Genomic DNA, 22,289 nt, shown 5'->3' on the forward strand with positions numbered 1-22,289 from the left:
TGCAAACAGAAGATAATTTTAAACGGTAGGAACCGTACCGCCATCGATCGTATACTCGCTTCCAGTAATCGAGGCTGAGCGTTCGGAAACCAAGAAAGCGGCGAGCTCCGCGACTTCCTCGGGCAGGCCGGGACGACCAATTGGGATGCCTCCGAGCGAGTTCATAAGCTCCTGCAACGCTGCATCACGGCTACCGGCGACCGTTGCAATTCGATCAATCATCCGATCTGCTGCTTCTGTTTGGATAAAGCCAGGCGCAATCGTGTTGACACGAATTCCTTTTGGCGAGAACTCTTTTGACAGTCCCTTACTGTAGTTGGTTAGCGCCGCTTTTGATGCAGCATATGCCAAAGTCGTTTCGTACAGGGGCAATTTTCTTTGAATGGAGCTTATGTGAATGATGACGCCCATCCCTTGATCTACCATCATAGGCAGCAAACCTTTGTCCAAACGGACAGAACCAAGCAAATTCATGTTCAACGTTTCCAGCCAATCCTCCTCGGTTAAGGCCAATGCCCCGCCTGGAGGTGTAGAGGCGCCTCCGACAGTATTAATCAGAATGTCGATACCGCCTAACTTCTCTTTAACGGCCTCGACAAGAACCGCAGTGCCTTCGGGCTTTGTAATATCGGCTTGAATGAATTGGACTCCGGGAATATCGTAGTTAGTCGGAATTGTACGAGCCGTTGTAAGCACCGTAGCTCCCGCTTGAGCCAACCGCTTCACGATTGCATACCCCATTCCTTTTGTCCCTCCCGTAACCAATGCCCGTTTCCCTTGAAACTCATTCTCATACGATGCAAAATTCATACTTATATATCCTCCTTGTAGGTTAACATTACTTTTCACAATCACATTCGTTAGCATACTCCGGCCATAAGTATAAATCTAATCTATAATTTTAATGAATTAAATTACTATTTTTCATGTAAAGAAAATTCTTAGTTAGCTTTTTTGAATTCAGGTCGAATAACGCGAGTTGCGATGATTGCAGCAATTGCTACCCCAAGTGACCCTAACCATACAACTGTGTTAATTGACGTGCTCTGAAGGACAATACCTCCAAGACCAGCGCCGATTGCCATGGATAGCTGCTGCGTTGATGAATACAAGCTGATCATAATGCTGGATGCTTCCGGAGCCTGGCTCACTAGATTAACCTGCTGGGTTGGACCGGAGGACCAGAGAGACAAAGACCAGAGCACAAGAACAAAGAAGACAGCGACTACTGAGTGAGCACTAAGCGCAAGAAGAGCGAGAGAGATGGTATGAATAATGAGACCGGAAAGTAATGTTTTTCGAACTCCCCATTTATCCGTTGCGGATCCGCCAATTTTAGCGCCAATCATGCTCGCAACACCGAAGACGAACAAAGCAACACTAATTGTGCTGGTGCTCATGTGGGCTGCATTCAGAAGAAAAGGGGTAATATAGGTGAAAGCGATCGAGTAACCTAGGATCCAAAAGAAAATCACAACAAGTGCCATTAAAATTTTTGTGTTTTTAAGGAAAGCCAGTTGTTTAGCTAACCTTATAGGTGCTTCACCTTCAGTACGGGGGATGGCTGCCATCAATACGAAAATCGAAGCCAATCCGAGTATCCCCAGTGCCGCAAAATTGAGTTTCCAATTCATATTCGCAGCAACCAATCGGCCAAGCGGGATGCCAATTACAAAGGAAGTGCTAAAGCCCATTACGACCGTGGAAATTGCGCTGCCGATTTTCTCGGGTTTTGCCAACTTGGTAGCCATTGTGATCGATATCGTAAGAAATATACCGGCACTGAGAGCAAGAACAATTCTTGAGAGAAGCAGAGGCAGGTATCCAGGCAAGGAAATAACCATTGCATTGCCGATAACAAAAGTAGTCAAGGATGCAAGCAGAAGCTTTTTCCTATCCATTCGAGCGGTCAATGCGACAAGTATTGGTGTGCCGATTGCGTAGCTGAGTGAAAAGATCGAAATCAGCTGACCGGCAGATGCGACGGATATTCCTGTGTCTTTAGCGATGATATCCAGAAAACCTGCGATAACGTATTCTGAAGTCCCTACGAAGAAGGTAATGATGGCGAGAAGTATAATTTTAAATGAATTTGACATGTTAGTTCCCCTTTATATAAAAGTATTGGTTCCTATTCACCTATTCCGAGATTTCGTGAATTCGCATATCGTTTGCATACACGATTGCTAATGGGGCAACCAATAATAAAACTGAAACATTTATGATCTTCCTTTCTGTGAAATGCGACTAAGGTGTGTGGTCAATCTGAACATCTGAATCATAACAACACATGTCCGATGAGTCTATTGCATGATTTCTATGGATTATATAATTTATTTTCATGTATAATAACAGAAAATTAATCAGGGGGATGTTATGGAGCTCACACAGTTGGAGTATTTCTTGGCCGTTGCCCGAATGGAGCATTTAACGAAAGCTTCAGAAAGTCTATCGGTTACGCAGCCTGCACTGAGTCACTCGATTTCAAAACTAGAAGCGGAGTTGGGTGTACCTTTATTTGAACGAAAGGGCAGAAATCTACAAATTAACCGATACGGTACAATGTTTGCAAAGCGTGTGGAGAAGATACTGAAGGAGGTAGAGCGCGGAAAACAGGAGATCGAAGAGTGTTCAAATCCGAATTCAGGTTTTATTCATCTTTCGTATTTAAATATCTTGGGCGTTGATCTAATTCCACATCTCATCCGAGAGTATCAGCGAGCCAATCCCCAAATTACGTTTAAATTGTCGCAGGGTGACAAAGGATTAATAGTAGAACAGATTGAGAGTGGAAATTCGGATATAATGATTACCTCTGAAAAACCCGAAGGAGACACTTTTGAGTGGCTGCCGATGGTTTCGTTGCCCCTTTACCTTGTCGTCTCTTCCGATCATCCACTTGCCAATAAGGAATCCATTAGCTTGAAGGAAATATGCGGAGAGCCGTTTGTAGGCTTAAAGCAAAACTGTTCACTAAAGGATTCGCTCCTGGCTCGAGTCCATCATATGAATTTCACTCTGGCTTCTACGTACGATGCTGATGATTTACCGACAGTGGCGGGTTTTGTCTCGGCAGGTCTCGGAGTATCTGTATTGCCTAGAACAGCTGGATTGGAGCTAAAGGGATTACAATGGATCAAGATCCAGGATAAGGGGTGGATTTGGGAAGTGGGTCTGCAATACAAAAAGAATAGGTTCCTTTCACCGGCTACTCAAAGATTCGTCAGCTATCTTAAAGAAAAGTTCAGTTAAGTCTTATCTTAACTAGCTTATCGTTGCATTGTGTTTTTCATTAGTTTTATTCATTGATTTTATTATTATTATTATGAAATATACAAAACAACCTCTCTTGAATATAGTTGGTTATTGCAGTCCCGCTTATCAAGATGCTCTTCGGCATCGATTGAAGGGCGGCATTTACCGGGGGGTTATAGTATAGGGGCTTGGTCAGAGTAAAAACAAGGAGGATGCCCATGGCTTACAATCCGAATCAATCGTTCGAATTTACGCATATATTCGATGCTCCTCGCGAACAGGTATTTAAAACATGGACGGAGCTCGGGCATTTCGCTAAATGGTGGGGACCGAAGGGGGCCATGCTCGAAGTCGTTAGAATGGACGCTCGATCAGGCGGCGAGTTTTTAGGTTTTCAGACGTCTCCCGACGGAAAACTGGTTATGTGGCGGAAATTTGCATACCTGGAGGTTGTCGAACCTGAGAAAGTGGCTTATATTCAATCCTTTTCCGATGAGCGGGGCAATACGGTCCGGGCGCCTTTCAGATCGAGCTGGCCTCTTGAGATTATGAATAGCATCACGTTCAAAGATGACGAAGGCAAAACGGTTTTAAAACTGACAGGTTACCCTGTGAACGCTTCGGCAGAGGAACAAGAATCCTACAACGCTATGGCGCCGATGCTTCAACAAGATCTTGAGGGGGCTTTCGATAAGCTTGCCGACTATCTTGTTTCCCTGCCCCTTTTTTTAAAAAAAGGAAAGCGGCAGCCCTGGACTTTTTTTCAGTCCGGGGCTGCCGCTTTTTCGGATGGCGCGAGAGGTTAAGCGAGTCCCCGCACCCAAGAATATGAGGGCAACATTTCAAAATTCACCTTGTGTTATAACTATCGTGTACGAATTTGACACAAGAGGAGATAAAAAATCATGACGAGATTAAAGGGTAAAGTTGCTTTGGTTACAGGCGCAAGCCGGGGGATCGGACGCGCCGTTGCGACGCGTTTAGCGCTTGAAGGAGCATTGGTTGCTGTTCATTATGGCACGAACCGAGCCGAGGCAGAAAAAGTAGTTGAAGATATTAAGCAAAATGGAGGAACTGCATTCACGATCGGCACGAAATTCGGTTCTTTAGAAAGCATACGGGCATTTTATCAGACATTGGACGAATTGTTGAAAGAGCTTACAGGCGACATTCGCCTCGACATACTCGTGAACAACGCAGGGATCGCGCTCGTAGCCCCGATTGAGGATACTACGGAAGAGGCATACGATGAAATTATGAGAATAAATGTAAAAATGCCATTTTTCCTGACTCAAGAAGCTTTGCCGCGTTTACGAGACGAAGGTCGAATCATTAACTTGTCGTCCTCTATAACTAGAATTTCGCTGCCTGCCATCCCTGCATACAGTATGACCAAGGGCGCAATCAACACGCTAACACTCGCTTTATCCAGCCAACTCGGCTCGCGTGGAATTACGATCAATGCCATCCAGCCTGGATTCGTTGCCACGGATATGAATGCAGCGATGCTGCAAGATCCTGCCTCGCAAAAATACGGAGCCGATTTTTCTGTCTTTGGAAGATGGGGGCAACCGGAGGATGTCGCGGATATAGCTGCTTTTCTTGCTTCTTCCGACAGCCGCTGGGTAACCGGGCAAATGATCGATGCCAGTGGAGGCTCTCATTTGTAAATCCGGTAATAGGACTGCGAAAGGTTACCCTGCCTTTTAAAAAAGGAAAGCGGCAGCCCTGGACTTTTCCGGTCCGGGGCTGTCGCTTTTTCGGATGGCGCGAGAGGCGGTAGGCGATGCCCCTGCGCTACTTCCCGCGCCTCATCAAACGTTAACCGATTTTGCGATACCAGGGCAGCCGGGCGAGCGGCGCCGGGACGGTCGCTTCGGCCGGACCGACGAACTCCTGCCCGTCATCGCCGAGCCAGCGGCCTTCGGGAAACCGCACGATACGAGACGTCTCCCCTTTCTCCAGCACCGGCGCCACCAAGAAGCGGTCTCCCAGCATGAACTGGTCTTGGACGGTTGCATAGCCATGCCCCGGATAGGCGAATTCCATGCTCCGCAGGATCGGCTGGCCGTCTTCCGCGGACCGCCGCGCCAAATCGAGCATTTCCGGCCCGAGCTCCGTCCGAAGCCGGACGGCATCGAGGCACCAAGCGAGCTGCTCGTCCCGCAGGACGCGCCAAGGAGCCATCGAGAACTGCATCACAGGGAAGAGAACCGAGCACTGGACATAGCGGACGAACAGCTCGGCGTCGAAGCGGAAGTCGGGCGAGTTGATGTCCCCGTCCATGCCTCCGCCGATCATGTCCGGACAATTGAAGGCGTAGCCGAGCAAGCCTTGGGCGATGGCGTTCGGGATCAGTCCCGACAAGCCGTACCTGTCCCAAGAATGGTGCTTGTCGCGTTGGCGCTGGAGCAGCGGTTGATTGCCGAGCTTCCAGCACATGCGAAGCTCGCTTAACGGATAACCGATACCGAGCTTCGCGTACGACTGGCAATCTTCCATCTCGCGCACCGGGCGGCTCCACGCGACCTGGCCGAGTACGTCGCCTCCGTCAGGAAGAATCGGTTCGCCGGCATCGAGCTTGAAGCCGTCCACGCCATACCGTTCGGACAGCAGGTCCAGCTGTCCTCTGAACCAAGTGGCTCCCGTCTCCTTCGTATAATCGACGACGGCGCTATAGCCGTTCCACCAACGGCGAATCAGCGGGCTGCCGTCGCGATTAAGCATGAGCAGGTCGGCGGCAAGCAGCCGTTTGTACGCGGTGCAATCGGCGCTCACGTACGGGCATACCCACAGCATGACTTTGAAGCCCATCTCGTGGAGCGTATCCACCATGGCCTTGGGATCGGGGAACCGGTACCGGTCGAAGTCCCACATGCCGTAGTCGCGCATCCAGTTGTCGTCGATGATCAGAATGCCCGGCGGCATGCCGTTCTCGAGGATCGATTCGGCATAGCGGATAATCTTCGCTTGCGTCGCCTCGTAGAACATCTCCACCCAGGTGCAGTATTGCGGGGCCGTGAAGGCGAGCGGATCCGGCATGAGGCCCGATGGCGGGAAATGGGCGCGGCTAGCGTGAAGATAGGCGCCTTGCAGCGTGCCGTGGCCTTCCTCGAACGTAATCTGCCCGCCGGCGTCGTAGATCGTCAATTCCTTATCGTCGATGCGGAACGCGAACGGATCTTCGCTCCATACGTAGCGTCCCAGGTTGGATAGCAAGAGCGGCGCCGCCTGATTGTCGTCCGTGACACGCAAGTCGCGAACGTATGGCGCATCGCCGAAGGGCATGCAGACGCCGTCGTTGATGACGCCGCCCCACCAGTACTCACCGGGCAAAAGTTTTACTAAAGTTGTTTGCATACCATTCTCTCCTTATGCAGCGTAAGCCTTCGCGAAAGTCTGCCGTGTGGTTCCCATTATGCCGCGTGGCGCCGCGCTTGCAAACACGATCTTAAGAATGGGGCGGCGATCTTAAGAATGGGGCATCCGAGACGCGGCTGGAGCGGGAAAATCCGTTTGACTACCTTTTGCGCAAATTTTAGAATGGAGGATAATAGCCATCGTACATGCAGGAAGGGGGCCATGAACATGAAATTAAAAGAAATCGCCGCCAAAGCGAACGTCTCGATCAGCACCGTATCCCGCGTCATCAACAATCAAGGCCATTTCAGCGCGGAAACGCGGCGCAAGGTCATGGACGCCGCCAAGGAATACTTGAAGCCCGGCGTTTCGCCGGCCAAGATCGGCGAACGCTCGTACGCGATCGCCGTTTTCGTGCCGGAGGTCCACGATTTCGTCGACAATGATCCCGCTTCGTCGGCCGATCTCAGCCACTTGAAGGAAGAATTTGAATCGCGCGGCCATCAATTCATGGTGGCGACGCATTCGCGCGGCATCCCGACGGCCGGTCCCGCTTACAGGATGTTGAACGATAACAAGGTCGATGCCGCGATCGTGTTCGATTCCTACGTCGATGACCGGCTTGTCGACGAATTGATCGCCCGCGGCATTCCATATCTGGTGACCAATGGCAGAAGGTATGATCGCGTTCAGAACGTGATCGACTACGATAATCGCAAAGGCGCCAGCGAAGCGATCAAGTATTTGCACGGCCTCGGCCACCGGTCGATCGGCGTTATCGCAGGCCCGGACGATCATCTGGTCAGCCGCAATCGCTTGGACGGCTGCAAGGACGCATGGCGCGAGCTCGGTCTAAGCTGGCAAGAGCGGAACGTCCGGGCGGGAGCGTTCGATCCGGCGCACGGCTACCAGGCGGCCAAGGACCTGATCGCCCAGCAGAGCGGGATTACAGCGCTGTTCGCGTTCAGCGACATGATGGCTTTCGGCGCGATGAAGGCGTTGTCCGAGCTGAAGCTGAAGCTGCCCAAGGACATCTCCCTGATCGGCTTCGACGATCTGAAATTGTCCGCGTATACGGTACCTCCCCTGACGACAGTCAGGCGTTTCCGGTACGACATCAGCCGCTTGATCGTCAACATGCTGACGGAGCTCATCACGAACCGGACGATCGCCGAGGTCAACGTCAGTTTAAAGACGGAGCTGATCGAGCGGGAATCCTGCTCTTCCCCGAGCGTCGTCGAGCCCTGATCGTTAACGGTTCGGTTGGCGGAATCGTTCGAGCGCTTGAAACGATAACGCAGGCGTCTCGGGATAAGGAATAAGAACCTAGCTTCGCCGGGACAACTGCAGCTGTCGTTCCGGCATGGCGAGTCGGGTACGGCCGAATCCGGGAAATCCGTTTTGAATAGAATAGGCAATCCGTTCATGCAAACAAGCCGTTCCTATGTTAAGATTTTGAAAGCGCTTCCTGGCTGAGGGGAGCGTATCGCCTCCGACTCGGTAACTCGAGCCGGAGGTTCGTTCATTTGTACGGGAAGCCGCGCATTGGAAGTCCATCATCGGCAATCGGGGGCATGATTCGCATGAAACGTATGATTCGCATGAACGCGTGCTTGATTCTGATTGCGTTCGTCGCGCTGGTCTCCGCTTGCAGGGGAACGGGCGGCGAAGACGCGCTCGACCGCGAGAACCCCTCGGCGACGCAGCCATTCGTAACGCTGCGCATGATCATGCCTGGGGACGAATCGGCGCGCATGCGGGAATTCGTCGACAACGAGCTGAACGCGCGCCTGAAGCGGGATTTGAACATCAAGCTGGAATTAACCTACTTCCCTTGGGCGGATTACCAATCGAAGCTCGAGCTTGCGCTGTCGACGGGAGAGAGCTACGACCTCTTCTGGTATGGCACGCCGTTCGTGTCCGATTACAAGGCGAAGAACTACATCCTTCCGCTGGACGGGCTTCTGCGCACGTACGGCCAAGATCTGACGGCGAACATTCCGGCGAATAACTTCGCGCTGGACCAAATCGACGGCCGGCAGTGGGCGATTCCCTCGCAGGCGTTCACGTCCGCAGGCAAATTCACCTCGGTCATGGTGCGCCAGGATTTGCTGGAATCGGCCGGGATGCAGCGTATTCGCTCGATCGCCGACATGGAAGCCTTTTATAAGAAAATGCATGACGCGGATCCGAGTTATTACGGCTATCTGGAGAACGATCGCGGGCAAGACGTGCTGTGGCGCGAGCTATCGGATCAACCGCTTACGTTCCTGGACGAGAATCAGATGTTCGCCGTCAACGAGAACAGCGGTCAGCTCGTGAATTACTTGGCATCCGATCTGTACAAAGACGTGGCGCACGTGCGGGAGCGTTGGGTGCGCATAGGGCTGATCGACAAACGGCTGGTCGGCAATCTAGCCGCGAACATCGACCAGGAGGACGCCGGCAAGCTGCTGTTCCGGGTCGGCGCCGTATCGCGGGCGATGGAGAATCTGCAAACGGTGCAGGCCGCGGATCCCGATGCGAAGCTGCGCGAGTATTATTTGTCCCCGGATAAACCGAAGTATATCGTCGCGCCTTCCAACGAGGCGTATATGATTCCGGCCAAAGCGCTGCATCCGGAACGGGCGATGCAGTTCATGAACTGGATTTTGCAGAGCAAGGAGCACTATAACTTTATTATCTATGGCGTGGAAGGCAAGGATTACCGCATCGAGAACGGCAAAATCAAGATGCTGATTAACGATCAATTGATGTACGAGTGGATGTGGCGGAACAAAAACTACTTCATGGCGACGACGAACGTCGACGATTCCGTCGTGCAGGATATGCTCCATAACGACGATAATGCGAAGATATCCCGCATCTTCGGGTTCCATTTCAATCAGGATCCCGTGAAGACGGAATATGCCAAAGTGCTTGCGGTGTATAACGAGAAATTCGTGCCGATCAACATGGGTATCGTCAGCTACGACAAGGGTTTCGGCGATGCCATGGATGCCTTGAAGAAGGCCGGCTACGAGAAGGTGTGGAACGAGCTTAAGCTGCAATACGACGCTTTCCGGGCCGATCAGGCTTCCCGCTCGAATCAGGAGGAATCCAAGTGAAGCGGAGTATTTTCACGAACATGGTCATCGCCTTGCTGCTATTGCTGACCCCCATTATCATGCTGTACGCGTACTCGAACCGCACGAGTTCCCGCGTCCTGACGGGGGAGATCGTGAAGGCGAAGCGCACGCAGGTGGAATCGTTCGTCGGGCAGCTTGGACAGATGTTCGCCCAATTCGATTCCTATCAGAAGATGCTGTACGAGAGCACCGAAGTTCGCAATCTGGCCTATCCGGACCTGCTCAGCGACGATTTGCTGCACTTCCGCACCTTGAAGGCGGTGTCGGAGGAGATCAACCGGCTGGCCGGTTACGGGGGAAGGAAAGGCGTCATCGCGGTCGTCTACCCGAAGACGGGGATGGTGATCAAGAGCAATTCGAGCCTCGGCGCCGTGCCTGCCGTGCTTCCGGACAAAGACGGTTTCTGGGGTTACGAGCATGATGCCAAGGGCAGCGCCTTCTTCATGGAGACGATCTCCAATCCGGCCAAGAACGCCAAGGACGAAGAACCGGATCTGACGGTCGTCGCCAAGGTGGACGAGGGAGAAATCAAGAGCGATCTGTCCGAAATGAAGAATAACGGACTGGAAGATCCTTTTCTCTACCATCCCGGCTATTCGCCGATTTATAACTACACCGCGGATCAAGACCTGATCCGGGAGATGCTGCCCGAGCTGAATCCGGAGGATACCGAAGGCGGTTTCGAGCCGCTGCTCATCCGCACGGCCGACGGCGCATACCAGGTGCATATGGAGATGGTGCAGCCGCTGGGATGGTACTTGGTGGATTACGTCCCGATCGGCACGATCATGGCCCCGATCAAGCGCAACCAGACGATGTTCTACGCGATCAGCGGCATGATGCTCTTCATGGCCTGCGTGCTCGGCTTCCTCCTCTATCGGAGTATCCGCCTGCCGTTCCGCAAGTTGATGCAAGGGATGAATTTCATCGAGAAAGGCTTCTACACCAGTCGGATGAAGGACCCTCCCAAGGGGGAATTCCGCTATTTATACCACCGGTTCAATTCCATGGCCGCGCGAATCGAAGAACTGATCGAGGACGTGCTGAAGGAACAGATCCGGACGAAGGAAGCGAACGTCAAGCAGCTGCAGTCGCAGATCAATCCGCACTTCCTCTACAACACGCTGGCGTATATCAAGAGCATGGTGGAGCTGGAAGAGAAGGAAGCGGCCGTGTCGATGACAATGAATCTAAGCAAATATTACCGGTATACGACCAAGCTCAGCAGCAGCTTGGCCACGCTGCAGGAAGAACTGGAGCTGAACGTGAACTACCTGGACATCCATCGGATGCTGACGGACGATTTCGAGTATGAAATCGCGATCGATCCCGCCATGATGACGATGCGGATTCCGCGGCTGTCGCTGCAGCCGTTGATCGAGAACGTCATCGTGCATGCGTTCAGGAAGCCCGTGCAGTACGGGGCGGTGCGCATACGGGGAAGCCTGTCGGAAGACGGGATCGCCAGGCTCGCCGTCGAGGACAATGGGTCGGGATTGACCCCGGCCCAAGTAGAAGCGCTGCAGGCGAAGATCCGCCATTCGTCGAGCGATCGGATCGACTCCGGCTTGCAGAACGTTCACCATCGGCTGATGCTGCTGTACGGCAAGCAATCGGGGCTCGCCCTCAGCGTGTCCGAATGGGGCGGCCTGCAGGCTGAGCTCGCATGGAAAGTACCGGACGACGAAGCGCAATGACGCGAAGGGGGCAAAGGCGTGTACGAAATATTGATCGTGGACGATCATACGCATTTGGTGGACAGCATGGCGAGCGCTTTGCCTTGGGAAGCGATGGGCATAGCGGCGGTGCATAAGGCGTATTCCGGCGAAGAAGCGCTGGAGCTGCTGCATTATCACGCCATCGATCTGATCGTCACCGACATTCAGATGACGGGCATGAGCGGGCTTGAGCTGGCATCCATCGTCAAGGACAAGTGGACGAAGATCAAGTCGGTCATCCTGACTGGGCATGACGAGTTTCAATACGCGCAGGAAGCGATTCGGCAAGGCATCTGCAACTACTTGCTGAAGCCGGTCTCGAACGACGAGCTCGAAAGCACGATTCGCGCCTTGATCGGCGACCTGCAGCTGGAAGGCGAAGCGCTGGTCAGCCAGCAGAAGCTGGCTGACCTGTTCAGGGACAGCTTGCCGAAGCTGCGGGAGTCGCTGCTGCAGGAGCTGCTGGCGGGCAAGCTGCCGGCTTCGTCCAGGCTGCGCGACAAACTGAAGCTCTACGAGCTGCCGTTCGACGAGGCGGCTCCGTTCCTGATGCTGTGCATGCGCATCGAGGAAGACTTCGTCGGAACGGACGTCTATAGCGCGTCGCTGCTCGAATATGCCGTCACGAACATCGCCGACGAGATTTTCTCGCCGCGTTTCGAGATCTGGCATTGCCGGGACGATTACGGATACGTCGTCTTCCTCATTCAGCCGAAGCAGCCTTCCGAAGGCGACGCGAAGGAATGGATGGAAGAGACGGAGAGACTCGCCCGGCTCGTGCAGCATCAGATCAAGCGCTTCCTGAGAATCAAAGTATCGGTGGTGATGAGCCATTGGCGCGCGTTCCCGCTCGAAGTGCCCGCGGCGTATCACGACCTGCTCTCCTTATTCACGGATTACATCGGCTTCCAGACGGAGAGCTTCTTCCATGACATGCAGGAACGGAACGTGGAAGAGATCCGTCCGTTGTCCGAGCTGTACGCGAGCCCGACGTTCATGCAGCTGCTGGAGGTCGAGCAGTGGGACGCCGCCGCGGCGAAGATGAAGCGGGTGTTCGAGGAATTGGAGCAGCGGGGGAACAGGACGCGGGAGCATGTCTTCGAAGCTTATGTCACGATCATGCAAGCCTTCTCGTTCTACGTGCATAAGAAGGGCAAAAGTTTCCACGATATCTACGGCCGCGAAGCGGAGAAAATGTTGAAGCTCGACGCCGGTTGGAGCATCGAACCGCTGCGGGAATGGTCGTTCCGGAGCTTGGAGCAGTTGCAAACCTACAGCGGGAGCTTGTCCAACAGCCTTCGCCACGATCTGATCAACCGCATCGTCCGTTTCGTCAACGAGCAGGTCAAAGACGTGACGCTGCAGTCGGCGGCGGATCACGTTCATTTGCACCCGGTCTACGTGTCCAATCTCTTCAAGAACGAGACGGGGGACAACTTCTCCAACTACGTCCTGCGCGTACGGATGGACGCGGCGCTGCGGCTGCTGAAGCAGAAGGAGACCAAGATCAGCTGGATCGCCCAGGAGGTCGGCTATCAGAAGCCGCAATATTTCATCAAGCTGTTCAAGACCCATTACGGCATGACGCCGCAAGAGTACAAGAACAGTTTGCCGTGAGCGGGGGGCCGTTTGGCGGTTGTCCGTGGCTGCTGCTCTTCGTTGTGCTTTTCTAGTTTTTATGGCGACATTCGTTTCTCGTTAATTGTGGTGGCAGAGGGCGGCGGATGTTTGTCTTTAACGAACCGTATCATGCTTATTTGACCGAAAACCCCCATTTGAAATTGTAACGAACTTACGATGCGTTATTCTATGAGAATGGTGAAAATTCAAGCTGTTTCGCCTGTTTTTTCTCGAATAACGTCGCTAAGGTTCGCTAGATATTTTTTAGGCGTGAACTGGAGGGAATAAGCGCGCTACGGTTCGTTAGCCGCGGGGCCTCCCCTAATCTCGCGCGAGGTTTTTCCGCAGGCCTAGCAAGGTTTGCAGCTAGAAGTTCCCCGAGTCCGCGAGGAGTCAACCCGCGGCTCACGCAATGTTCGACGCATTTGGCATATTCCATGTGCATGACTTCTATTGAACGAGGGAACAAATGACTATTCTGTAAAGTGCATGCATGTGGAATCGAACATAGTAGGCTAATCATGTCCGCCGCACAGTCAATACCATATCTTGTGAATCTAGGTGCACGCTTACCGGTTCCATAGACGGATCTGTTAAAGTCCGTCGCCCTGTCAGGCTGAATTTCATCATTAACACCTCTTGCTACGCCTGCACTTGATGCCACGTGCGGACTGTGATTCTGATTCTTACAGCACAAAAGACTTCTTCCACGGTCCTATGTTGCACAAGACAAACGCCTCCCGTCATCTCGACAGGAGGCGTTCCTGCGTCGTTGTTCACGACGAATTACGGCTAGTGTGCCCTCTTTGGGATCATCAATGTTCTTGTTCTTTTCCATACGGAATTCATTGCAGTATTTTCGTTGTCCGTGCGCAATAAGTCGTTCGTGAAAAAAGCACCGCCTGGATGATCGGCGACCATGCCGTCTCAGGCGCAGCTCATTGTCCAATCTAAAAGGTGAACGTTTTTATTGCATGCAGGATTCCTACGGAAGGACGTTCTTCTCCACTTGCCACTCCCAATAATGCAAATAATTGCGCGGATTATAGAAAACTCGCCTACGGTTCCCCTTTAGCCTCTGCCGAAAACTTAAGAGCACGATCTTAATTTTCGGGCTTCAATCTTAAGAATGAGGCATTTCACCCCTGCATGCCGTGCCTTATGATGAAAGCAAGAGGGAAACCTTGAGAGGCGAAAGGTGAAAAAATATGCGCAAATTTTTTCTTTCCGTCGCCGGTTTCATCATGAAACGAGGGGGAAATAAAATGGCCATTCGTAAAAAAGCTTGGATTTCCGCAATGAGCCTGATCGTGGTTTCGGCGCTCGCGCTGACGGGCTGCGGCAGCAATAATTCGAATAACGGCAGCACGTCGGACAGTGCGTCGGGCAACAATTCAGGCAACGCATCGAACAAAGCGGCGAGCAGCAACGCGAAGAAAGAGAACGTGACGTTGACGTACACGATCTGGGATCAGCTGCAACAGCCGGCGATGGAAGCGATCGCCAAAGAATTCACCACGGAGAACCCGAACATCAAAGTGAAAGTCGAAGTCATTCCTTGGGGCGACTACTGGACGAAAATGTCCGCGGCGGCGCCGGCCGGCACATTGCCGGACGTGTTCTGGATGCATAGCGGCCAATTCGTCAAATACGCGTCCGGCGGGTTCCTTGAGCCCATCACCGACAAGGTTACCGCCGGCGAGATCAACATGGACGACTACGCGTCCAACCTCGGCTCCATCTATGTATTAGACGGTCAGAACTACGCGATTCCGAAGGACTTCGATACGATCGGCCTGGCTTACAACAAAGAATTGTTCGACCAAGCCGGCGAAGCGTACCCTGACGATACATGGGATTACGCGAAACTGGCGGAAGTGGCCAAGAAATTGAGCCAGCCGGACAAAGGCATCTACGGCTTCGCGGCCAAGATGGATACGCAAGGCGGTTACTGGAACGATATGCTCGCGAACGGCGGTTCCATTCTCTCCGCCGACGGCACGAAATCCGGTTACGACGACCCGGCCTCCATCGAAGCGTTGAAGGCGCGCTACCAAATGATTCTCGACAAAGCTTCGCCGACGCATCAACAAATGACGGACACGGACGCCACGGAAATGTTCAAGTCGGGCAAACTGGCAATGACGTTCGAAGGCGACTGGAGAACGGCCGATATCGCGAGCAGCGACATTATCAAGGACAAATGGAATTGGGCTCCGCTGCCGAAAGGCAAAGTCAAACGCGGCGACATCATCAACGGCCTGGGCAACACGATGTCGGCGAAAGGCAAACATAAAGACGAAGCATGGCTGTTCCTGAAATTCCTCGGTTCGAAGCGCGCTGCCGATATCACGGCGGAAATGGGCGCGGCGATCCCGGCATTCAAGGATACGCAGGCGGCATGGGTGAAATCGAAGCCCGACCTGAATCTGCAGGTGTTCATCGACCAAACCGCGGAAGCCACGCCGTATCCGGCAGGATCGAAAGCGTATCCGGTCTGGTTCCCGAAAGAATCGGAAATCATGGCGCAAGCATGGGGCGGCAAGATCTCCATCGAGGAAGGCGCCAAGCAAGTAGCGGAAATGATGAATAAAGCCATCTCGGAAAACAAGTAAGAGAGAACGCGTTATCATCGGAAGAAGTCGAAGGCATTCCGGAAACGGGATGCCTTCGCTGAATCAAGGGGAGGCAGGCCATGAATTCGAGAAGCAGGTATGTATGGGCCTATGCCATGATCGCACCTACTTTGCTCGGGACGGTCGTATTTTGGTGCTGGCCGGCCATCTATTCTATCTATCTGAGCTTCCTGAAATCTGAGAATTTCGGGATGAGCAATCACTGGGTCGGTCTGGCCAATTACCAGAAGCTGTTCAAGGATCAAGAGTTTTGGCATAATCTGCGCAATACGCTTTACTATACGGTTCTGTTCGTACCGGTTACGCTCGTCTTGTCCACGTTCTTCGCCGTATTGCTCAATGCGAAGATTCGCGGTCAATCCGCTTACAGGGTCATCTACTTCCTGCCGCAAGTTACGATGCCCGCGGCGGCCGCCATGGTGTGGGTCGTACTGTTCGCCCATGACTACGGATTAATCAACTACGTGCTCGGCACGGACGTGGCTTGGATATCCGATTCGCGGTTCGCGATGTTCGCGCTGGTCATCGTCGGCGTATGGGGAGCGATCGGCTTCAACATGCTCCTTATTCTGGCGGGTTTGCAAGGGATACCGAAAGCGCTATACGAAGCGGCGTCGATCGACGGGGCCGTGCGGTTCCGCAAGTTCCGCTATATTACTTTGCCGCTGCTGACGCCGACGTTGTTCTTCACGACCATCGTGCTCATGATCGGCGCCACGCAAATCTTCGATTCGATCTATCTGTTAATCGGCAAGACGAATGTCGCGCTGCCCGACGTGCGTTCCCTCGTCTATGCTTACTATCAGAATTCGTTCGTCTATTACGATCAGAATTACGGTGCGGCGATCGTAGACGTGCTGCTCGTCATTAACTTGATCTTAACCGGCTTACAATTCGCGTTCCAGAAGAAATGGGTCAACTACGACTGAGGGGGGAGCTTATGGCGAAAAGCAATCAGGCCGTCGAACGCAACGTCAATTGGATCATTCACGTCATCTTGATCGCGGCGTCCGTCGTCATGGTCATCCCGTTCGGGTGGATGATTCTGACGGCATTCAAAACGGTTACGGAAGCGACGCAGATTCCGGTCAAGGTTTTCCCGGCCCACCCGGATTTCAGCAGCTTCAAGAAAGCGTTCGAGAAAACGGATTTTACGCATTATTTCTTGAACACGGCCTTCGCGGCACTCATGAAAACGGTATTTCCCGTCGTGTTCAGCTCGATGGCCGCTTATGCGTTCGCGCGGATTAAATTCCCGGGCCGGACGGTATTGTTCTTCATCATTATCTCCGTCATGATGGTGCCGAACCCGGTGTTCTATACGCCGCAGTACTTGCTCTTGAGCAAGTGGGGCTTGGTCAACACGGTCACGGCGTTATGGATTTGCGCCTTGGTGAGCCCGTTCGCGACCTTCATGCTGCGGCAATTCTTCCTTGGCATCTCCAAAGAGCTGGAGGAAGCCGCGATTCTGGACGGCTGCAATCCGTTCCAGACCTTCCGCTATATCATGCTGCCGCTGGTGAAATCCGCCTTGGTCGCGATCGTCATCATTCAGCTGCTATGGTCCTGGAACGAATTGCAATGGCCGTTGATCATCAACAGCTCGCCGGATAAACTCACGCTGTCCTCGGGTCTAGCTACGCTCGTCTCGATGTTCAGCACGAATTACCCGATTCTCATGGCGGGCGCCATCATGGCCGTCATTCCGATGATCGTCCTGTTCTTCTTCTTCCAGAAGCGGTTCATCGAAGGCGTCGCGTTCAGCGCGCATAAAGGATAGCCGGCAGTCGTTCGCGGCCAACGATGAACGTAACCGAATAACCGTGAATTCGTGAAGTCCCGACGATTTAGTTGTCGGGGCTTTTCTGTTCACGCCATCAAATCCAACGCGAATAGGTGCGATTAAGCCGAAGCGGGGTAATAGGGGGAGAGTTTTTACTGCCGATGAACGTAAACCCAATTCGAAAGGAAGATTGATTATGCCTAAAGTAATCGTGGGAACAGAAAACGGACAACCCATTGAATTGTTTTTCGAGGACCTTGGCGAAGGCAAGCCCGTCATTCTCATCCATGGCTGGCCGCTGAGCGGGCGCTCTTGGGAAAACCAGGTTCCGGCGCTCATTGAAGCGGGCTACCGGGTAATTACCTATGACCGCCGCGGGTTCGGACAATCCTCCCAGCCGTATCACGGATACGACTATGATACGTTTGCAGCGGATTTGGACAAGTTGATCGGACACCTGGACCTTAACGATGTCACATTGGTCGGGTTCTCGATGGGGGGCGGAGAAGTGGCGCGTTACGTGGGGACCTATGGAACCGGCCGCGTCAGCAAAGCCGTGTTGGCGAGCGCGGTTACGCCGTTCTTCTACAAATCCGCCGAGCATCCGGAAGGCGGTCTGGATGAAGCGACCATTCAAGACTTCCAAGACGGCTTGAGCAAAGACCGGATGGCGTTCCTTGACGACTTCACGCATAAGTTCTTTAAGGCAGGGGACAACGCCGGCCTGGTCAGCGAGCCCTCCCGCGCGTACAACTGGGGGATCGCTGCCGGCGCCTCTCCGAAAGGAACGCTGGATTGCGTCGCGGCCTTCGGCCGGACGGACTTCCGCGGCGATCTGGCTAAATTCGATATCCCGCTGCTTGTTATCCATGGCGATTCCGACGCGATCGTGCCGTTCGAGGTAAGCGGCCGGATCACCAGCGAAACGGTAAAAGGCAGCGAGCTCGTTGTCATTGAAGGCGGTCCGCATGGAGTGAATGCGACTCACCCCGAACCATTCAACAAGGCGCTCATTAACTTCCTGAACCATTAACGTCGTGAACGGACGCCGGGGTCGTTGGCCGAGAGCACTGTCTCCCGAGCTGCCCGGCGTCTTTAAAGCCATTAACTAAAAAAGCCTCAGGCGCCGTGTGCCGTGTGCGCCTGAGGCTTTCTAATTCCCGGTTATGCCGTTGCCTTTACATGCTGCTTATGCGCGGCGGCAAGTTTAAACTGCTTGCGGTGGTGCAGCAGGTAGTAGCCGACTACGGACGCAATCGGAACGATGCCCGCTACGACGTACATCATGCGGTAATCGGTATAAGAGGCGATGAGTCCCATGATATAGGAGCCGATCCCGTAACCTAAGTCGAACATCAGGAAGAACGTACCCGTCGCGCTGCCTCTCCGGTGCTCGGGAGCGAGCTTCATGGCCAGCGCCTGCAAACAGGGGAGCAAAGCGCCGTAGCCGATGCCCATAATGACCCCGTCCACCAGCACCATCGTACCCGAATGCGCCTGACTGAGCATCAGCATGCCAACCGAAAATAGGAAAATCCCCGGATAATACAAGTAATGCTCCTTATAGCGGTCGAACACTTTGCCGATCATCGGGCGGAAAGCCACGATCATGACCGCAAAGGCGACGAAAAAGCTGCTTGTCACTTTCGACTCGTTGATTTCCGACGTGAAGGATGACATAAACCCGGATAACGAACTATAAGAGAAGGAAAGGATGAAACCGACAAACGATATGGGCAGCGCCGAAGGCTCGACAATGTCGCTCCAATGGAACCCTTTGCGTTTCTTCTCCGGAGCGGGCTGCAGCTCCGCGTTCCGTTTCCTCTCCGGTACCTTCATCGCAATCGTGAACGCAAGCGATATCGCCGCTATTATGCAGATCGCAAGCAGCAGGACGTTAACGTTCTTGTCCTTCCACAGGAATAACCCCATCGCCGGCCCCACGACCATGCCGATGCTCATGAACATGCTGAAGTAACCCATGCCTTCTCCCTGGCGCGATGCCGGAATGATCGATGCGGCAACGGTACTCGTGGCCGTCGAGGCCAGCGCGTAAGCCATGCCGTGAATCAGCCGCGCGACCAGAAACAGGAGTATACCGTTCTTCGTGCCGAAATAACTGATGCAGGCGGCCAGGAAAACAACCATGCCGACGATGGCCATTTTCTTCTGCCCGTACCGATCCACCCAACCGCCCGAGAACGGCCGGAGCAGAACGCCGCCGATGACGTACACCGTAATGACCAGTCCCATCTGCTGCTGGTCGCCGTGCAGCCCTTCTTTGACATACAACGGAAAAGCCGTTGCCAATATATAAAAGGTGAGGAACATGAAAAAACTGCTCATGCAAACGACAATATAGTTTCTCGTCCATATTTTCTCTCTCTTCAACTTGCTCTCTCCTATCTTGCATCTATAGATGTTGAATCATTATAAAACGATTGATTTATCATGTATAATACATATTTTATAATGGATTCATCACACGAACGTGATGATTGCGATATGGAGGCAGGCGCTTCATGGAATTTCTTCAGTTGAAATATTTTCAGGCCGTCGCCAAGCATGAGCATATGACCATGGCGGCCAAAGAGCTTAACGTCTCGCAGCCGTCGCTGAGCAATTCGATTCACCGCCTTGAGAAACGGCTTGGCATTCCGCTATTTGAGCGGCAAGGCAAGGGAATCCGGCTCAACCGGTTCGGTAAAACCTATCTTCGCCGCGTCGAGCAGGCTTTCCGGGAGCTGGAGGAAGGAGAACGCGAGGTGACGGACATGGCAGGCCTGGAGCGTGGCGTCGTAACGGTTTCCGTCACGCTTCCATATGTGCTGCCTACGCTGCTCAAGGAGTTCTTGACGTACCATCCGCAGGTGCGGATCATTCAGCGCCAGCTCGGTTCGGCCGTTGAAATGAAAGCGGAGCTTGAGAATGCCGAAATCGACTTCTGCATCTCCACGACTCCGGTTACGGGACCGGACATCGAATGGCTGGTGCTCGTCGAAGAAGAGTTATGCCTGACCGTACCCAAAGCCCACCGTTTTGCCGGACGGGGAAGCATCTCGCTGAGCGAGGCCGCCAACGAGCCGTTCATCAGTTTGTCCTCGAACTCCAACTTCCGCGAAATTACGGATGCCTTTTGCCGGCAGGCCGGGTTCGAACCGCATATCGCGTTTGAGCTGGAAGAAGTCAGCGCGGTCCAAACGCTTGTGGAAATGGGGCTCGGCATTACCTTTACCTTGCCGTTGTCGCTGGGACGCAGAGCCTCCAGTCCCGAGACGGTCCAGCTGCAAATTACCGAGCCGCGATGCAAGCGCACGTTCGGCATCTCCTGGAACCGCAAGCATTATTTATCCGAGGCGGCCATTCACTTCAGGCAGTTCGTCATCGATTTTTTCAGCCGTTAATGGGTTACGTTCAAAGGTTAATTTGGTCATCGGTCCGCACAAGCCATAAGAGGCATGTGCGGACTTTTTTTAATCAAAGTATTTTAATTAACAAAGTACCTTGACAGTAATAGTAGTATGCCGTATTATACAGATATGGAGGTGATGTTATGAGCGACAACAAAATCACATCCGACCTGCTTCGCGGACATACGGATACGATGATTCTGCGGCTCTTGTCCGAAGCGGATCGCTACGGATACGAAATTGTCAAGCTGATTGCCGAGCGTTCGGGCGGCGAATACGAATTGAAGGAAGCGACGATGTACTCCAGCGTCAGAAGGCTGGAGACGGACGGCGACATCGAGTGGTACTGGGGCGATGAATCCCAGGGCGGACGGCGGAAGTATTTCAGAATTACCGAGAAGGGCAAGGAAGCATACGCCCGCAACAAGAGCAATTGGGAGTATGCGCAGCGCGTGTTAGAAAACCTACTTTAGAGAGGATTTGATGAGATGAATAATCAGAAATTGACGAACTATTTGAACGGCGTGTTCACTCCCTACGACGGCGTGAAGAGCGTTACGGAATTGAAAGCCGACCTGCTCTCCGATTTGCAAGAACGTTACCGTGAACTCAAAGCCGAAGGCAAAGACGACGATACCGCGTTCAGCATGACGATCTCGAGCATCGGCGACATCGAGCAGACGATTCTGGAAGTCGCCAACCTCTCCCGTTCGCTGGAGCGGCAGGTGCTGATCAACCTAAGCGCGAGCAACTTGGCGGAGAGCGACTTTGCGGGCGTCGTTGCGCACAAGGGTCAATTCAAGGCCAGCGCGCTGCGCGGCTCCGACTTCAAGGGGGCGGACTTGACCGGCAGCGCATTCTCGAGCAGCGACATGCGCGAAGCCAATTTCGACCGCGCCAATCTGACCGATGTCAGCTTAACTACCAATGATCTCTCGAATGCGAGCTTCAATCGAACGATCCTTGTACGCACCAGCTTCAACATCTCCGGGCTTGACGGAGCGAATTTCGCGAACGTACAGATGACCGACGTCACGCTGAGCAAAACCGACCTCAGAAAAACGATTTTCGAAGATTGCTTCTTTAACGGCGTGAGCTTCGAAAGTTCCGACCTGAGCGGGCAGCGGTTCGACGGGCAAACCTTCAACAACGTGAAGTTCGACAAGTCGGCGTTGACCGAAGCTTCGTTCAAGGGCGCGTCGCTCCGAAACGTGTCGTTCGTTCCGTTCTTCTCCTTGACGAATAAGTATTACCGCTCGATCAAAACGATCAACTTCGACGGCGCGACGATGGATAAACTGACGTATGCTTCGCTCAAGGGCATGGGAGCTAATTTGGCGAAAGTTACGGTTGTCTAAGGTTAAGCGGTCTAAGATAAG

18 protein-coding genes are annotated in these 22,289 nt (G+C 53.2%); 14 read left to right on the forward strand and 4 right to left on the reverse strand.

The window, feature by feature from the left end; all coding sequences use genetic code 11:
• Positions 1-18: 18 nt before the first annotated feature.
• Both GZH47_RS19200 and GZH47_RS19205 read right to left on the reverse strand, forming a co-directional pair.
• A complete protein-coding gene (locus GZH47_RS19200) occupies positions 19-810 on the reverse strand; it encodes an SDR family oxidoreductase (RefSeq protein ID WP_162642558.1) in 792 nt (263 codons plus the stop codon).
• A 131-nt stretch (positions 811-941) separates the two neighbouring features.
• On the reverse strand, positions 942-2,099 hold the full coding sequence (locus GZH47_RS19205) for an MFS transporter (RefSeq protein WP_162642559.1): 1,158 nt from the start codon (positions 2,097-2,099) through the stop codon (positions 942-944).
• A 277-nt stretch (positions 2,100-2,376) separates the two neighbouring features.
• Here GZH47_RS19205 and GZH47_RS19210 point away from each other — a divergent pair, with 277 nt between their 5' ends.
• The 3 genes from GZH47_RS19210 (at position 2,377) to GZH47_RS19220 (ending at position 4,925) form a co-directional block, all read left to right on the forward strand.
• Positions 2,377-3,252: a LysR family transcriptional regulator gene (locus GZH47_RS19210; RefSeq protein ID WP_162642560.1), complete on the forward strand. Its 876-nt coding sequence runs from the start codon at positions 2,377-2,379 to the stop codon at positions 3,250-3,252.
• A gap of 221 nt (positions 3,253-3,473) precedes the next feature.
• Positions 3,474-4,061: an SRPBCC family protein gene (locus GZH47_RS19215; RefSeq protein ID WP_162642561.1), complete on the forward strand. Its 588-nt coding sequence runs from the start codon at positions 3,474-3,476 to the stop codon at positions 4,059-4,061.
• A 99-nt stretch (positions 4,062-4,160) separates the two neighbouring features.
• A complete protein-coding gene (locus GZH47_RS19220) occupies positions 4,161-4,925 on the forward strand; it encodes an SDR family oxidoreductase (RefSeq protein ID WP_162642562.1) in 765 nt (254 codons plus the stop codon).
• Positions 4,926-5,076: 151 nt separating this feature from the next.
• Here GZH47_RS19220 and GZH47_RS19225 read toward each other — a convergent pair whose 3' ends face one another.
• Entirely contained in the window at positions 5,077-6,615 is a 1,539-nt protein-coding gene (locus GZH47_RS19225) for a glycoside hydrolase family 31 protein (RefSeq protein WP_162642563.1), read from the reverse strand.
• A 183-nt stretch (positions 6,616-6,798) separates the two neighbouring features.
• Between GZH47_RS19225 and GZH47_RS19230 the strand changes: the two genes are divergently transcribed.
• From GZH47_RS19230 to GZH47_RS19265, 8 genes are all read left to right on the forward strand, one after another.
• Entirely contained in the window at positions 6,799-7,863 is a 1,065-nt protein-coding gene (locus GZH47_RS19230) for a LacI family DNA-binding transcriptional regulator (protein WP_225446128.1), read from the forward strand.
• A gap of 335 nt (positions 7,864-8,198) precedes the next feature.
• On the forward strand, positions 8,199-9,722 hold the full coding sequence (locus tag GZH47_RS19235) for an ABC transporter substrate-binding protein (RefSeq protein ID WP_162642565.1): 1,524 nt from the start codon (positions 8,199-8,201) through the stop codon (positions 9,720-9,722).
• Positions 9,719-11,440 (forward strand): sensor histidine kinase, encoded by a 1,722-nt coding sequence (locus GZH47_RS19240; protein WP_162642566.1) that lies wholly within the window; start codon positions 9,719-9,721, stop codon positions 11,438-11,440. Before GZH47_RS19235 ends, GZH47_RS19240 begins: the two co-directional genes overlap by 4 nt.
• An 18-nt stretch (positions 11,441-11,458) precedes the next feature.
• A complete protein-coding gene (locus GZH47_RS19245; protein ID WP_162642567.1) occupies positions 11,459-13,078 on the forward strand; it encodes a response regulator in 1,620 nt (539 codons plus the stop codon).
• Between the two features lie 1,268 nt (positions 13,079-14,346).
• A complete protein-coding gene (locus GZH47_RS19250) occupies positions 14,347-15,696 on the forward strand; it encodes an ABC transporter substrate-binding protein (RefSeq protein ID WP_162642569.1) in 1,350 nt (449 codons plus the stop codon).
• Positions 15,697-15,776: 80 nt separating this feature from the next.
• Positions 15,777-16,646 (forward strand): carbohydrate ABC transporter permease, encoded by an 870-nt coding sequence (locus GZH47_RS19255; RefSeq protein WP_162642570.1) that lies wholly within the window; start codon positions 15,777-15,779, stop codon positions 16,644-16,646.
• A gap of 11 nt (positions 16,647-16,657) precedes the next feature.
• Entirely contained in the window at positions 16,658-17,497 is an 840-nt protein-coding gene (locus tag GZH47_RS19260) for a carbohydrate ABC transporter permease (protein WP_162642571.1), read from the forward strand.
• A gap of 199 nt (positions 17,498-17,696) precedes the next feature.
• The gene (locus GZH47_RS19265) at positions 17,697-18,533 is read left to right on the forward strand and encodes an alpha/beta fold hydrolase (protein WP_162642572.1); all 837 of its coding nucleotides are present in this window, start codon (positions 17,697-17,699) and stop codon (positions 18,531-18,533) included.
• A gap of 131 nt (positions 18,534-18,664) precedes the next feature.
• On the opposite strand, the gene GZH47_RS19270 is transcribed toward GZH47_RS19265, so the two are convergent.
• The gene (locus tag GZH47_RS19270; protein ID WP_162642573.1) at positions 18,665-19,891 is read right to left on the reverse strand and encodes an MFS transporter; all 1,227 of its coding nucleotides are present in this window, start codon (positions 19,889-19,891) and stop codon (positions 18,665-18,667) included.
• 131 nt (positions 19,892-20,022) lie between these two features.
• Here GZH47_RS19270 and GZH47_RS19275 point away from each other — a divergent pair, with 131 nt between their 5' ends.
• The 3 genes from GZH47_RS19275 (at position 20,023) to GZH47_RS19285 (ending at position 22,268) form a co-directional block, all read left to right on the forward strand.
• Positions 20,023-20,904, forward strand: coding sequence for a LysR family transcriptional regulator (locus GZH47_RS19275; protein WP_162642574.1), 882 nt, complete (start codon positions 20,023-20,025; stop codon positions 20,902-20,904).
• Positions 20,905-21,053: 149 nt separating this feature from the next.
• Positions 21,054-21,383 carry a PadR family transcriptional regulator gene (locus tag GZH47_RS19280; protein WP_162642575.1) on the forward strand — a complete coding sequence of 110 codons (330 nt, stop codon included), beginning with the start codon at positions 21,054-21,056 and terminating at the stop codon, positions 21,381-21,383.
• Positions 21,384-21,398: 15 nt separating this feature from the next.
• Entirely contained in the window at positions 21,399-22,268 is an 870-nt protein-coding gene (locus GZH47_RS19285; RefSeq protein WP_162642576.1) for a pentapeptide repeat-containing protein, read from the forward strand.
• Positions 22,269-22,289: the final 21 nt, after the last annotated feature.

It is taken from the genome of Paenibacillus rhizovicinus (assembly GCF_010365285.1).
Classification (GTDB): domain Bacteria; phylum Bacillota; class Bacilli; order Paenibacillales; family Paenibacillaceae; genus Paenibacillus_Z; species Paenibacillus_Z rhizovicinus.

Bases quoted from the DNA above. Each gene is read 5' to 3' on its own strand.
- GZH47_RS19250 (WP_162642569.1), top strand. From the start codon at position 14,347: ATGGCCATTCGTAAAAAAGCTTGGATTTCCGCAATGAGCCTGATCGTG.
- GZH47_RS19235 (WP_162642565.1), top strand. From the start codon at position 8,199: ATGAAACGTATGATTCGCATGAACGCGTGCTTGATTCTGATTGCGTTC.
- GZH47_RS19285 (WP_162642576.1), top strand. From the start codon at position 21,399: ATGAATAATCAGAAATTGACGAACTATTTGAACGGCGTGTTCACTCCC.
- GZH47_RS19225 (WP_162642563.1), bottom strand. From the start codon at position 6,615: ATGCAAACAACTTTAGTAAAACTTTTGCCCGGTGAGTACTGGTGGGGC.
- GZH47_RS19205 (WP_162642559.1), bottom strand. From the start codon at position 2,099: ATGTCAAATTCATTTAAAATTATACTTCTCGCCATCATTACCTTCTTC.
- GZH47_RS19200 (WP_162642558.1), bottom strand. From the start codon at position 810: ATGAATTTTGCATCGTATGAGAATGAGTTTCAAGGGAAACGGGCATTG.
- GZH47_RS19220 (WP_162642562.1), top strand. From the start codon at position 4,161: ATGACGAGATTAAAGGGTAAAGTTGCTTTGGTTACAGGCGCAAGCCGG.
- GZH47_RS19275 (WP_162642574.1), top strand. From the start codon at position 20,023: ATGGAATTTCTTCAGTTGAAATATTTTCAGGCCGTCGCCAAGCATGAG.
- GZH47_RS19215 (WP_162642561.1), top strand. From the start codon at position 3,474: ATGGCTTACAATCCGAATCAATCGTTCGAATTTACGCATATATTCGAT.
- GZH47_RS19260 (WP_162642571.1), top strand. From the start codon at position 16,658: ATGGCGAAAAGCAATCAGGCCGTCGAACGCAACGTCAATTGGATCATT.
- GZH47_RS19230 (WP_225446128.1), top strand. From the start codon at position 6,799: ATGGAGGATAATAGCCATCGTACATGCAGGAAGGGGGCCATGAACATG.
- GZH47_RS19265 (WP_162642572.1), top strand. From the start codon at position 17,697: ATGCCTAAAGTAATCGTGGGAACAGAAAACGGACAACCCATTGAATTG.
- GZH47_RS19210 (WP_162642560.1), top strand. From the start codon at position 2,377: ATGGAGCTCACACAGTTGGAGTATTTCTTGGCCGTTGCCCGAATGGAG.
- GZH47_RS19255 (WP_162642570.1), top strand. From the start codon at position 15,777: ATGAATTCGAGAAGCAGGTATGTATGGGCCTATGCCATGATCGCACCT.
- GZH47_RS19280 (WP_162642575.1), top strand. From the start codon at position 21,054: ATGAGCGACAACAAAATCACATCCGACCTGCTTCGCGGACATACGGAT.